The sequence below is a fragment of the Streptomyces sp. NPDC049837 genome (assembly GCF_040674455.1).
Classification (GTDB): Bacteria; Actinomycetota; Actinomycetes; order Streptomycetales; family Streptomycetaceae; genus Streptomyces.
Window position 1 is genome coordinate 178995 of the sequence record NZ_JBFAMP010000011.1, and the last position, 13222, is coordinate 192216.

The 13222-nt window shown below is 70.7% G+C and carries 13 protein-coding genes; 9 read left to right on the plus strand and 4 right to left on the minus strand.

Annotated features, from left to right (window positions below):
* Complete coding sequence (locus AB0J57_RS27570; protein ID WP_366131006.1) at positions 1-642, minus strand: carbonic anhydrase; 642 nt, start codon at positions 640-642, stop codon at positions 1-3.
* A 156-nt stretch (positions 643-798) separates the two neighbouring features.
* Here AB0J57_RS27570 and pcaC point away from each other — a divergent pair, with 156 nt between their 5' ends.
* The 8 genes from pcaC (at position 799) to AB0J57_RS27610 (ending at position 7506) form a co-directional block, all read left to right on the plus strand.
* Positions 799-2250 (plus strand): 4-carboxymuconolactone decarboxylase, encoded by a 1452-nt coding sequence (gene pcaC / locus AB0J57_RS27575; RefSeq protein ID WP_366131008.1) that lies wholly within the window; start codon positions 799-801, stop codon positions 2248-2250.
* A 21-nt stretch (positions 2251-2271) separates the two neighbouring features.
* The gene (locus tag AB0J57_RS27580) at positions 2272-2904 is read left to right on the plus strand and encodes an MBL fold metallo-hydrolase (RefSeq protein WP_366131010.1); all 633 of its coding nucleotides are present in this window, start codon (positions 2272-2274) and stop codon (positions 2902-2904) included.
* A 30-nt stretch (positions 2905-2934) separates the two neighbouring features.
* Positions 2935-3714, plus strand: a complete 780-nt coding sequence (locus AB0J57_RS27585; protein ID WP_366131011.1) for an exodeoxyribonuclease III — start codon at positions 2935-2937, stop codon at positions 3712-3714.
* A 48-nt stretch (positions 3715-3762) separates the two neighbouring features.
* Positions 3763-4194, plus strand: a complete 432-nt coding sequence (locus tag AB0J57_RS27590; RefSeq protein ID WP_366131012.1) for a DUF6278 family protein — start codon at positions 3763-3765, stop codon at positions 4192-4194.
* A gap of 121 nt (positions 4195-4315) precedes the next feature.
* Positions 4316-5059 (plus strand): amino acid ABC transporter ATP-binding protein, encoded by a 744-nt coding sequence (locus AB0J57_RS27595; protein ID WP_366131014.1) that lies wholly within the window; start codon positions 4316-4318, stop codon positions 5057-5059.
* Positions 5060-5073: 14 nt separating this feature from the next.
* Positions 5074-5982: a glutamate ABC transporter substrate-binding protein gene (locus AB0J57_RS27600; protein ID WP_366131015.1), complete on the plus strand. Its 909-nt coding sequence runs from the start codon at positions 5074-5076 to the stop codon at positions 5980-5982.
* A 13-nt stretch (positions 5983-5995) separates the two neighbouring features.
* Positions 5996-6640 carry an amino acid ABC transporter permease gene (locus tag AB0J57_RS27605; RefSeq protein WP_366131016.1) on the plus strand — a complete coding sequence of 215 codons (645 nt, stop codon included), beginning with the start codon at positions 5996-5998 and terminating at the stop codon, positions 6638-6640.
* Positions 6637-7506 (plus strand): amino acid ABC transporter permease, encoded by an 870-nt coding sequence (locus tag AB0J57_RS27610; RefSeq protein WP_366131018.1) that lies wholly within the window; start codon positions 6637-6639, stop codon positions 7504-7506. The genes AB0J57_RS27605 and AB0J57_RS27610 overlap by 4 nt, the downstream gene beginning before the upstream one ends.
* 77 nt (positions 7507-7583) lie before the next feature.
* Here the strand turns inward: AB0J57_RS27610 and AB0J57_RS27615 are convergent, their stop codons facing one another.
* The 3 genes from AB0J57_RS27615 to AB0J57_RS27625 all read right to left on the minus strand — a co-directional run bounded on the left by AB0J57_RS27615 (position 7584) and on the right by AB0J57_RS27625 (position 11309).
* Complete coding sequence (locus AB0J57_RS27615; RefSeq protein ID WP_366131082.1) at positions 7584-9152, minus strand: alpha/beta fold hydrolase; 1569 nt, start codon at positions 9150-9152, stop codon at positions 7584-7586.
* Positions 9153-9299: 147 nt separating this feature from the next.
* Complete coding sequence (locus AB0J57_RS27620) at positions 9300-10484, minus strand: Ig-like domain-containing protein (protein WP_366131020.1); 1185 nt, start codon at positions 10482-10484, stop codon at positions 9300-9302.
* A 99-nt stretch (positions 10485-10583) separates the two neighbouring features.
* A complete protein-coding gene (locus tag AB0J57_RS27625; RefSeq protein WP_366131022.1) occupies positions 10584-11309 on the minus strand; it encodes a hypothetical protein in 726 nt (241 codons plus the stop codon).
* A 104-nt stretch (positions 11310-11413) separates the two neighbouring features.
* Here AB0J57_RS27625 and ggt point away from each other — a divergent pair, with 104 nt between their 5' ends.
* Positions 11414-13219 carry a gamma-glutamyltransferase gene (ggt, locus tag AB0J57_RS27630; protein ID WP_366131023.1) on the plus strand — a complete coding sequence of 602 codons (1806 nt, stop codon included), beginning with the start codon at positions 11414-11416 and terminating at the stop codon, positions 13217-13219.
* Positions 13220-13222: the final 3 nt, after the last annotated feature.

Genomic DNA, 13222 nt, shown 5'->3' on the forward strand with positions numbered 1-13222 from the left:
TCACGAAACCACGTCTGAGGGCACCTCGATGCCGCGGGCGGTGACCAGGCGGGCCGTTCCGTCCGCCAGCCGGTACGACAGCCCAACCACCGCCACCCGCCCGGCTTCCACCGCCTGCGCCAGGCTGCGGGAACGGTCCAGCAGCAGGTCGACGGTGTGCCGGATGTGCTCGGCGATGAAGTCGGCCTCCTCGGTGCGCCCGGCGGCGCGGGCGGCCAGCACACTGGGGGTCACCCGCTCGATCACGTCCCGCACGAAGCCGCCCGCCGCCATGCCGTCCTCGACGGCCGCGCGGGTGGCCGCGACCGCGCCGCACGCGTCGTGGCCGAGCACCACGACCAGCGGCGCGCCGAGCACGCTCACCCCGTACTCGATGCTGCCCAGCACCTCCGGTCCCTGGACGTGTCCGGCGGTGCGGACCACGAACAGGTCGCCCAGCCCCCGATCGAAGATGATCTCGGCGGCCAGCCGGGAGTCGGAGCAGCCGAACAGCACGGCGAACGGGTTCTGCGCAGGGACGACCTCCGTACGGCGAGCGGCGTCCTGGTTCGGGTGCTCCAGGGAACCGGCGACGAACCGCCGGTTGCCGGCCAGCAGCATCTCGAAGGCTTCACGGGGTGTAAGAGTCTGGTTGTCGGCCATGGGAAGCAGATTACGGCCCGGCCCCAGGCACGGTGCTAACAGGCCCACCGGCTGCTGCTGCGGCCGGCTGACACCATCCGCCGACTCAGTCGTACCGTGTCCCGGGTGCTGGCCCCGCTCCTGTGAGACCCCGTGAGATATGAGAGGGTCTGGCGGGTGAGCGAGACACCACCGAACACCCTGCAATACCGCTCTGACGGGCCGGAAGACGCACCAGTCCTGATCCTGGGTCCCTCCCTGGGTACCACCTGGCACATGTGGGACCGGCAGATACCCGAGCTCGTCCGTCAGTGGCGGGTCATCCGCTTCGACCTGCCCGGCCACGGCGGCGCCCCCGCCCACCCCGCGACGTCCGTCGGAGAGCTCACCGACCGGCTCCTGGCCACCCTCGACGAGCTCGGTGTCCAGCGCTTCGGGTACGCCGGCTGCTCCATCGGCGGCGCCATCGGCACCGACCTGGCGCTCCGCGCCCCGCACCGGCTCGCCTCGCTGGCCCTGATCGCCTCCTCACCCCGCTTCGGCACCGCCGACGAGTTCCGCCAGCGCGGCGTGATCGTCCGCACCAATGGCCTCGACCCGATGGCCCGCACCGCGCCCGAGCGCTGGTTCACGCCCGGCTTCGCCGCCGCCCAGCCCGCCATCGTCGAGTGGGCCGTCCAGATGGTCCGCACGACCGACGCCGGCTGTTACGTCGCCGCCTGCGAGGCCCTCGCCGCCTTCGACGTACGCGCCGACCTCGGCCGTGTGGGCGTTCCCACCCTCGTCCTGGTCGGCTCCGAGGACCGCGTCACCGGGCCCGCCGAGGCCCGCCACCTGGTGGCCGGCATCCCCGACGCCCGCCTCGCGGTGGTGCCGGGCGCGTCGCACCTGGCACCCGTGGAGCAGCCCGCGGCGGTCACCGACCTGCTGGTACGGCACTTCTCCACCTCGTGGCAGGCCGTGTCCGATTCCACGACCGGCATGACCGCCCTCGCGGCGCCGCCCGTGATCCCGGCCATCGCCGCCCCGGCGGGCCCCGCCGCCGCGCACCCCGCCCCGCAGGCCGCGGCCGCGCCCGTGTCGCCCGCCGACCCCGCCGCGCCCGGAGCCGTGCCCGCACCCGGCACCGTGGCGCCCGGTACCGTCCCGCCCGGCGCCGTGGCGCCCGGCGTGCCCTCGGCCGCCGTGCCGTCCACCGCCGTCCACGCCGCCGGGCCCGCCGCGCCCGTGATCGTCCCGGCCGGGCGGCCCGACCCGTACGACGCGGGGATGAAGGTACGGCGCGAGGTCCTGGGCGACGCCCACGTCGACCGCGCCATGTCCGCCGCCGACGACTTCACCGGCGACTTCCAGGAGCTGATCACCCGATACGCCTGGGGCGAGGTGTGGACCCGCGACGGCCTGGACCGCCGGATGCGCAGCGTCGTCACCCTGACCGCGCTGGTCGCCGGCGGGCACCTCGACGAGCTCGCCTTCCACACCCGCGCCGCCCTCCGCAACGGCCTGTCGCCCGCCGAGATCAGGGAAGTGCTGCTCCAGACGGCGATCTACTGCGGCGTCCCGGCCGCGAACTCGGCGTTCAAGGTCGCCCAGAAGGTGATCCTGGAGGAGACCACACCGGAAGTCTGACCCACCGGGGAGGATGCCTCCATGAAGCTGATCAAGAAGTCCCACGCGTGCGTCCGGCTGGAGAAGGGCGGGCGCACCCTCGTCGTCGACCCCGGCGGGTTCAGCGAACCGGACGCGGCGCTCGGCGCCGACGCCGTCCTCGTCACCCACGAGCACCCCGACCACTTCGACGAGGGCCGGCTGCGCGCCGCCCTGGAAGCGAACCCGGGCGCCGGGATCTGGACGCTGCGCAGCGTCGCGGAGAAGATCTCGGCGGCCTTCCCCGGCCGGGTCCACACGGTGGGCCACGGCGACACGTTCACCGCGGCCGGGTTCGACGTCCAGGTGCACGGCGAACTGCACGCCGTGATCCACCCGGACATCCCCCGGATCACCAACATCGGCTTCCTGGTCGACGGGTCCGTCTTCCACCCCGGTGACGCGCTGACCGTCCCCGACCACCCCGTCGAGACGCTGATGCTCCCGGTGATGGCGCCGTGGAACAAGATCTCCGAGGTCATCGACTACGTGCGCGAGGTCAAGCCGCGGCGCGCCATCGACATCCACGACGCGCTGCTCACCGACCTCGCCCGGCCCATCTACGACCGCCAGATCGGCGCTCTGGGCGGCACGGACCACGGCCGGCTGACGCCCGGGGACGCGACGGAACTCTGACTGTCAGAGGGCCCCATTAGGCTGTGGGGCATGCGCATCGCCACCTGGAACGTCAATTCGATCACCGCCCGGCTGCCCCGGCTGCTGGCCTGGCTGGAGAGCAGCGGCACGGACGTGCTGTGCATCCAGGAGACCAAGTGCACCGCGGACCAGTTCCCCACCGACGAGCTGCTCGAGCTGGGGTACGCGTCGTCGGTGCACGCCACCGGCCGGTGGAACGGCGTGGCCCTGGTCTCCCGGGTCGGCCTGGAGGACGTGGTGCACGGTCTGCCGGGCGGGCCGGAGTACGACGGCGTGGCCGAGCCGCGGGCCATCTCCGCGACCTGCGGCCCGGCCCGCGTCTGGTCGGTGTACGTGCCGAACGGCCGTGAGGTGGCCCACGACCACTACGCCTACAAGCTGCGCTGGCTGGAGGCGCTCAAGGACGCGGTCGCCGAGGACGCGGCGGGCACCCGCCCCTTCGCCGTGCTCGGTGACTTCAACATCGCGCCGACCGACGACGACGTCTTCGACCGTGCCTACTTCGAGGGCTCCACGCACGTCACCGAGCCCGAGCGCGCCGCCCTCGCCGGGCTGCGCGACACCGGGCTCACCGACGTGGTGCCGCGCCCGCTGAAGTACGACCACCCGTTCACGTACTGGGACTACCGCCAGCTCTGCTTCCCCAAGAACCGGGGCATGCGCATCGACCTGGTGTACGGCAACAAGCCGTTCGCCGACGCGGTCAAGGACAGCTACGTCGACCGCGAGGAGCGCAAGGGCAAGGGCGCCTCCGACCACGCCCCGGTCGTCGTCGACCTCGACGTCTAGCGCGCGCCCTGTAGTGCGTCCGGCGGGTTCGGTGCGACGCTGGGCGGTATGAACATCCCTTTCCTGGACGCCTGGCGTAAACGGCACGGCGGCGGGCACGCCGCCTCGGCGGTGGAGCGCGACCCGGAGGGCGTGGCGGACATGCTCGCCGAGTGCGACCTGCTGCGCTCCCGGGTCCAGGAGTACGGGGTCCAACTGGATGACACGCCCCGGTCCTTGGAGGCGATCGACCAGCTCCCGCCGCGCTGGCGGGACGACCCCGAGGAGCTGCCCTGGCTGGGCAACGACGCCGGCCTGTACCTCGGTACGGTCATCGTACGGACGGTGCCGGGCGCGCACTGGCACCTGACGCCCGGGGGTCACCCGGTCGTCCGGCTGGTCTCGGGCCGGGAGATCCACGTCGTCGAGGCCGGTCTGGACTGGGCGATCAGCGGTTCTCCGGAGCTCTCCCAGGTGTACGCGGAGGCCGCTGAGGGCTAGTCCGGGTTAGGTGGTAAATACGGCTTATGCCCCCTTTATGCGTGTCGAGGGCGTGAAGTCCCTTTTCGGGCTGGATAGTTTGCGCTGACCTCGACACAGCCAGAATGGGGCAGGGCAGCGTATGGCCGTCGATCCGTTGATCGAGCTGCGTGACGTCAACAAGTACTACGGGAAGTTGCACGTCCTTCAAGACATCAACCTCACCGTCGGCCGCGGCGAGGTCGTGGTCGTCATCGGCCCCTCCGGGTCGGGCAAATCGACGCTCTGCAGGGCCGTCAACCGCCTGGAGACGATCGAGTCCGGCCGCATCATCATCGACGGCCAGGACCTCCCCGAGGAGGGAAAGGCCCTGGCCAAGCTGCGCGCGGACGTCGGCATGGTCTTCCAGTCGTTCAACCTCTTCGCCCACAAGACCGTGCTGGAGAACGTCTCCCTGGCCCCCGTCAAGGTCCGGGGGCGCAAGAAGGAGGACGCCGACCGGCGCTCCCGCGAGCTGCTGGACCGTGTCGGCCTGGCCAATCAGGCGGAGAAGTACCCCGCCCAGCTCTCCGGCGGCCAGCAGCAGCGCGTGGCGATCGCCCGCGCGCTCGCCATGGACCCCAAGGCGCTCCTCTTCGACGAGCCCACCTCGGCCCTCGACCCGGAGATGATCAACGAGGTGCTGGAGGTCATGCAGCAACTCGCCCGGGAGGGCATGACCATGGTCGTCGTCACGCACGAGATGGGCTTCGCCCGCTCGGCCGCCAACCGCGTCGTCTTCATGTCCGACGGCCGCGTCATCGAGGACCGCACCCCCGAGGACTTCTTCACCAACCCGCGCAGCGAGCGTGCCAAGGACTTCCTCTCCAAGATCCTCAAGCACTGACAGGGGGTACGACGATGACGCGCGCAAGACGAGCACTCGCAGCCCTCGTGCTGGTGCTCCTGGCCACCGCCGCCTGCGGCAAGGACGGCAGCCCGCCCGTCAAGGGCCCGCAGCCCGAGGAGCTCCCCAGGTACCGGGTGGCGACGGACTTCCGGCTGCCGGACTCCCCGACCTGGAACCGCGCCAAGCGGCGCGGCCACCTCGTCGTCGGGGTCAAGGAGGACCAGCCGTACCTGGGCGAGAAGGACCCCGCCAGCGGCCGCTACTCCGGCTTCGACATCGAGATCGCCAAGATGACCGCGGCCTACCTGGGCTTCGACCCGGCGAGGATCGAATTCCGCACGATCGCCTCCGCCAACCGCGAGACGGCCCTCCAGAACGGCCAGGTCGACTACTACGTCGGCACCTACACCATCAACGACAACCGCAAGAAGCTCGTCGGCTTCGCCGGCCCCTACTACCTGGCCGGCCAGTCCCTCCTCGTCCGCACCGACGAGGACGACATCAAGGGCCCGAAGGACCTGGCGGGCAAGCGCGTCTGCTCGGCCGCCGGCTCCACACCCTTCCAGCGGATCGAGGCCGAGTACCCCGAGGCCGACCTCGTGGCGTACGACACCTACTCCGTCTGCGTCGACAACCTGCTCACCTACCAGGTCGACGCCGTCACCACCGACGACACGATCCTGCTCGGGTACGCGGCCAAGGTCCCCGACGAGCTGAAGGTGGTCGGAAAGCCCTTCTCGAAGGAGCCCTACGGCATCGGCGTCCCCCGCCCCGACAACGCGCTGCGCTTCGCCATCGACGACGCCATCGAGGCCAACGAGAAGAACGGCAACTGGAAGAAGGCGTACGACGCCACCCTCGGCCTGTCCGGCGTACCCGCCCCCAAGCCGCCCGCCATCGACCGCTATCCGGCGAGCTGAGGAGGAGGCCCCCATGAACACGCTGACAGACAACTGGTCGCTCTACGGCAAGGGCTTCCTCGGCACCGTCGAACTCACCGTCTACTCCTCCCTCCTCGCCCTCGTCCTCGGCTTCGTCATGGCGTCCTTCCGGGTCGCCCCCGTCGGCTCGCTGCGCGCCTTCGGCACCGTATGGGTGACCGTCCTGCGCAACACGCCGCTCACGCTGCTCTTCTTCGCCGTCCTGCTGGGACTGCCGCGCTTCGGGCTCGTCCTGCCCTTCACGCTCTTCGCGGTGCTCGCGCTCGGCTGCTACACCTCCGCGTTCGTGTGCGAAGCCCTGCGCTCCGGGATCAACACCGTCCACAAGGGGCAGGGGGAGGCGGCCCGCAGCCTCGGCATGACCTTCAGCCAGACCCTGGCCAACGTCGTCCTGCCACAGGCCTTCCGGACCGTCATCCCGCCGGTCGGCTCCACACTCATCGCCCTCGCCAAGAACTCGGCCATCGCAGGGGCCTTCAGCGTCACCGAGCTGCTCGGCACGTACAAGACCCTCAACGAGCTCGGCTACAGCATCATCTGGACCTTCATCTGGATCGCCCTGGGATACCTGATCATCACCCTCACCATCAGCGCCATCTTCAACATCATGGAGAAGCGCTGGGGAGTCGCCCGATGACAAGCGCCACCGCTCTCTACGACATCCCGGGCCCCCGGACCCGGCAACGGCACTTCGCGTACGGCATCCTGTCGACCGTCCTCATCGCGGCCCTGGTCGGCTGGGTCGTCTACCTCCTCTTCGACACCGACCAGTTCACCTACGCCAAGTGGAACCCCTTCGCCTACGAGGGCATCCAGGAACTGCTGCTGCGCGGCCTCGGCAACACCCTCAAGGCGTTCGCGTACGCGGCCGTCCTCTCGCTCGCGCTGGGTGCCGTCCTCGCCACCGGGCGGCTGTCCGAGCACCGGGTCTTCCGGTGGGCGGCGACCCTGGTCGTCGAGTTCTTCCGCGCCATGCCCGTCCTGGTGATGATCTTCTTCATCTTCGTGGCGCTGAAGGTCCATCCGCTGCCCGCCCTGGTCGCCGGGCTGACCCTCTACAACGGCTCGGTGCTCGCCGAGGTGTTCCGGGCGGGCGTCAACTCCGTGGAGCGAGGGCAGCGGGAGGCCGCGTACTCGCTGGGCATGCGCAAGACGCAGGTCATGACCCACATCCTGGTGCCCCAGGGGGTGCGGGCCATGCTCCCCGCGATCATCAGCCAGCTCGTGGTCGCCCTGAAGGACACGTCACTGGGCTTCCTCATCACCTACGAGGAGTTCCTCCACGCGGGCAAGCTGATCGCGTCGAACCTGGACTACGATCTGCCGTTCATCCCCGTGGTGATGGTGATCTCACCGATCTACATCGGGATGTGCATGCTGCTCTCCTGGTTCGCCACCTGGGTGGCGCGGAGACAGCGGCGCAGTCCCAAGACCGAGGCCGTGGATGTCGGACCGGCCGCAACAGGGACGCTGCTGCCGGGGGGTCCCTCCGCGCCGAGATAGGACACGGAGGGAACGCGGCGGCGAGTCGGGGTGCCGACAGACCCGATGGGCCAGGCCCGCCCGGCGGCGGCCGGAGATCACTTCTCGCGCAGCGGGACCGACACGTACGACGGGTCGGACGACGGCGAGGAGAAGGTCAGCCGCGCGCCGGACGGGTTGTGCTCGATGTACAGCGGGTCGACGGTGTCGACGACCAGGGCGAGCCGGTGGCCGGCCGGGACGTCGTAGGCGGTGGAGAACAGCTCCAGGTCCACGGCGAACGGCCGGCCCGGCGTCTTGCCGTGGAAGGTGTACGGCGCGTTGCTCACGAGCTTGCCGACGCCGAGCGGGCCCACGTCGTAGAGGTACGCGACGAGGGTGCCGCTCGATTCCGTGCTGGTGACCGTGGTGTGCAGCTTCGCCGTGCCCCGGACGCGCTGGACGGAGTCGTACCGCTCGGACTGCCAGACGGCCGCGAAGGACCGGGGGAGCAGCGGGATGGAGGCCATGGGCGGCAGTTTGAGGAACTGGTCGAGGACGTTGGAGAGCATGATGGCGCCGCCGTTGGCGCCCGAGTCGACGTTGGCGTACACCTTCCGCGCGTCGGCGAGCGCGATCTTGCGTTCGGTGGCGCCGACCGACTTCCAGTCGGGGTAGCCCTCGTAGCCGCTGGTGGAGCGGGACTTGAGCTGGACCGGCTGCTCGCGGTCGATGCCGTTGTCGGCGCCCTTGAGGTGGTGGTCGAACCAGCGGTGGGCGTTGGTCCAGGTGTCGTTGGGCAGTCCGAGCAGGCCGGTCGCCTCGGCGGTGGCGTGGTCGCCGGGGCGGAACTCCAGGCGCTTGGGGCCGGTGAGCTTCTCGTAGAAGGAGGCGTACTGGTTGGGCGGGAAGATGGTGTCGCCCCAGGCGTTGCCGAGCATGATGGCCGCGCCGTTGGCGTTGATCCGGTCCAGCGCGAAGGCGGGGGAGCGCTTGGCGCCCCACGCGATCATCTCCTCCTCCTTGTCCAGGTTGGACGCGAGGAAGTCCTTGAGGGTCTGCTGGAGTTCGGGGCTCGGGCGGCCGGTGAGGTAGCCGGTGCCGCCGAGCATCGCGGCGGCCTGGAGGTGCTGTGTACGGCCGCTGTAGATGGAGTCGATGAGGTCGGCCCAGCCGCTCATCGCGACGACGGCCTTGATGCGCTTGTCGTGCCCGGCGGCGAGCAGGCTGATGCCCGCGCCGTAGCTGACGCCCGCCATGCCGATCCGCTCGGGGTCGGCGGGGGTGTTGGCCAGCGCCCAGTCGATGACCTTGGAGGCGTCGGCGACGTCCGGCGGGCCGGCGACCTCGATGTGGCCGCCGGACTGCCAGAAGCCGCGGGAGTTGTAGCTGACGACCACGTAGCCGGAGTCGGCGAGCTTCCGCGCCTGGGCGAGGTACTCGATCTGCGGCATGGACCAGCTCGTCGGCAGCACGATCACCGGGTAGCGGCGGCTTCCGTCGGAGTCCGCCGGGGTGACGACGTTGGCCTTGAGGACGGTGCCGCCGTCGCCGGTGATGTCGGCGAACCGTATACCGGGCGGCCCCGTGGGCGTGGCCGCCGCGGTGGGGGCGAGACCGAGGGCCGTACCCGCCACCAGGGCGACGGAGACGGCGCCGGTCGTCGTCGTACGCGCGGATGTACGCATGCCGGTGCGCGGCTTTCCCACGGTTCGTTCCCCCATCGCTGGTCAACGCTTGAAAGGTGAACCGAAGGAAACCACGGGTCGCTTACCGGAGGTAACCCATCGGTAAGTTACGCCCCGGTAACGATTATTGGACGTCGCGTCAACACGTCAGCGCAAGGCGCTCTTGGCCTGCCAGTCGGCCCAGGACAGGTTCCACTCGCCGTAGCCGTTGTTCAGCGCCTGCGTGCCCTTGGCGTCGGCGCCCTCGACCTCGAACGGGTCGCCGACCTGCACCTGGTCGTACACCCACCGGGCGTCCGGGGTGTCCATGCCGATGCAGCCGGAGCTCTTGTTGGCGTTGCCCATGTACCGGGCGTTCCAGGGCGCGGCGTGCGCGTACATCCCGGACCAGGTCAGGCGCATCGAGTAGTCGACCATCTTGTCGTACGCGTCACCCAGGCCGACCGTTTCGGAGCGCATGTTGATCGTGCCCTCCTTGGACATCAGCACGGTCTTCCCCCGCCAGGACGCCTTGTCGCCGCCCGGCGTGCCGCCCGACATCGGGATGTCCTTGACCTCCTGGCCGTCCCGCAGCAGTTGCAGCCGGTGGTTGTCGAGATCGACCTTCACGAGCTGGTTCTTGCCTATGGTCACGTTGGTCGTGTAGTCCCGGACGAACCAGCCGCCGGCCTCGCCCGAGTCGACGCCGTTCAGCTCGGCCTGGAGGGTGACCTTGGTGCCGGGCTTCCAGTACTCCTTGGGCCGCCAGTCCACCCGGTCCTTGCCCGACCAGTCCTGCATCCAGCCCCAGGAGCCGACCGTGTTGTTCGAGGTCGTCACCTTGAGGTGCTTCTCCACCTCAGCCTTGTTCTTCACCGGGTGGTCGAAGACGATCGACAGCGGGTGGGCGATACCGACCGTGCTGTTCTTGCCGGGCGCCAGCGTGAGCTTGTTCACCTTGTCGGGCGCCGCCGTGGCGAAGTCGGCCTTGGTGGTGCCGCCGTCCGTGGAGCGCGCCTCGACGGTGTAGCTCGTGCCGGGGGCGGCCTTGCGGGTGGAGGTCCAGGTCCGGCCGTCGGCCGAGACGGTGCCGACGAGCGTGGCGCCCTTGGAATCGGTCACGGTGACCTGCTGGAGCTTGCCCTCGGCGAGGGTCACCTTCACCGGCTCGCCCGCCTTGGCCTGCTTGCCGGACAGGTTCACCGAGATCCGGGTGTCCGGCTTGGCGTCCTTGCCGTCGGCCTTCGCGGTGCCCGAACCGCCCGAGCACGCGGTCAGGGCGGCCGCGGCGAGGACCGCGGTGCCGGCCAGGGCGGCGGTGCGGAAGGGGCTGCGCGGGCGTGTGCGGCTCAACTGGAAAACCTCCGATGCGATGCTTACGTCCCTCGGTGAGAGGGCGATCGGAGGCGCCGGGTTGCCTGTGGGGTGCCGGAAATTTCCGCCCGTGCCGTGTTAATCGGCTTCCGGCAGGGGTGCCTGCGCCGCACGCGTCACATCCGCGACCAGCTCGACGACGTCGGGCCCGTACGCCTCGGAGTTCACCACCTTCAGCAGCAGCACGAACGAACCGTCCGTCCCGTACTTCCGGGCGAGATTCTCGTGGTGCCGGACCAGGTAGCGGGTGGCCGCCTGGTTGGTGATCGCGCGCTGGCCACAGAAGAGGAACACGGGCCGGGCGCCCTCACCGGCCGTGAGCCGGGCGAGGATGACGTACTCGGACGAACCCGCGTCCATCGGGTAGCGCTCGGCGCCGATGGTGAAGGCGCCGCGGTCGGGGCCGGGCTCCAGCTCCACGTTGACGTCGACTCCCGGCAGCAGGGTCGCCACGTGCGCGGCCATCCGCCGGTTCGAGTACGGCCCCCCGAGGCAGAACTCGGTGCGCTCGCCGAAGCCCTGCTGGGTGGCGTCGTGCGGCACGATCCGGGCGTGGGCGCCGCAGTCCTTGATGAGCGCGGACAGTTCGAGGAGCGCGAACACGTCGAAGCGGTGCACCGCCCCCTCGCTGCCGGCCTCACGGTTGACGACCAGCAGGCACTCGGCGTTCCCCGGCAGCCCGAAGAAGGCCTGCTTGCGGCGGAGCTTGCGGCGCCACAGGGCCGTGCGGGCTATCCAGCCGAGCGACGCGCTGACCCCGGTGGCGATGACGCCGAGCACGATGTTGAGCAGGTCTTCATACATGGGCGCGCATGGTAGCGGGGGAGGGGAACGCTGTCCGAGGCGGTCCTGGCGAGGGGCTGCCCGCGAAGTTAGGCTGCCCGGACGGTCGTTGACTGGAGGTACGGATGCGTCGGTCCCACGTACGTAACGTCTCACTCGCCGCTGTCGCCGCCACGGTCCTCTCGGTCGGTGCCGCCGCGCCACCCACGGAACGGACGACGCCCGTCAAGGAACCGGTGGCGGTGGGGTACGGCGGCGCCGTCGCGAGCGTGGACCCGGACGCCTCGGCCGCCGGCATCGAGGTGCTGCGGCGGGGCGGCAACGCCGTGGACGCGGCGGTCGCGACGGCCGCGGCGCTCGGCGTCACCGAGCCCTACTCGGCGGGCATCGGCGGCGGTGGCTACTTCGTCCACTACGACGCCAAGACCCGCAAGGTGCACACCATCGACGGCCGCGAGACGGCGCCGTTGTCGGCGGACGAGTCGCTGTTCCTCGGCGAGGACGGCAAGCCCCTCCCCTTCGAGGAGGCGATGACCAGCGGGCTGAGCGTCGGTACGCCGGGCACGCCCGCCACCTGGGACGCCGCGCTCGACGCCTGGGGCAGCAAGTCGCTGCGGGACCTGCTCAAGCCGGCCGAGCGGCTGGCGCGGGACGGCTTCACCGTGGACGCCACGTTCCGGGCGCAGACCGCCGCCAACGAGGCCCGGTTCCGGGACTTCCCGGCCTCCGCAGAGCTGTTCCTGCCCGGCGGGCGGCTGCCCGTCGTCGGGTCGGTCCTCAAGAACCCGGACCTCGCCCGTACGTACGAGCAACTGGGCCGCCACGGCGTCGGGGCGCTGTACCGGGGCGAGCTGGCCCGCGACATCGTCCGCACCGTCCAGGACCCGCCCGTCCGGGAGGGCGCCACCCGCAAGGTGCGCTCCGGAGACCTGACGGAACGTGACCTGGCGGTGTACGAGACGAAGTGGCAGCGCCCCACGAAGATGTCGTACCGGGGCCTGGACGTCTACGGCATGGCACCGTCGTCGTCGGGCGGCACCACCGTGGGCGAGGCGCTGAACATCCTGGAGCGCACCGACCTGTCGTCCCTCACCAAGGCGCAGTACCTGCACCGGTTCATCGAGGCGAGCCGCGTCTCCTTCGCCGACCGGGGCCGCTGGGTCGGCGACCCGGCCTTCGAGGACGTCCCGGTCAAGGGCCTGCTGTCGCAGCGGTTCGCCGACTCACGGGAGTGCCTGATCCGCGACGACGCGGTGCTCAAGAGCCCGCTCGCGCCGGGCGACCCGCGCGATCCGCAGCCGTGCGCGACGGGCGGGACGGCGGCGCCGACGACGTACGAGGGCGAGAACACCACCCACCTGACGGCGTCCGACAAGTGGGGCAACGTCGTCGCCTACACGCTGACCATCGAGTCGACCGGCGGCAGCGGCATCACCGTGCCGGGGCGGGGCTTCCTGCTCAACAACGAGCTGACCGACTTCTCCTTCGCCCCGGCCAACCCGGCCGTCCACGACCCGAACCTCCCCGGCCCCGGCAAGCGCCCCCGCTCCTCCATGTCGCCCACCATCGTGCTGGACCACCACGCCCGCCCCGTCCTCGCCCTGGGCTCCCCGGGCGGCGCGACCATCATCACGACCGTCCTCCAGACCCTGACGGGCGTCGTCGACCGTGACCTCCCCCTCGTCGAGGCCATCGCAGCCCCCCGCGCCAGCCAGCGCAACCAGCCCACCACGGAACTCGAACCGGCGCTCTACAACAGCCCGTTGCGCGCCAGGCTCGAAGCCCTGGGCCACGCCTTCCGCGAGAACCCCGAGATCGGCGCCGCGACCGGCATCCAGCGCCTCCCCGACGGTCGCTGGCTCGCCGCCGCCGAAAAGACCCGCCGCGGCGGCGGCTCCGCCATGGTGGTCCACCCGGCCGGCAGGCCATGAGGT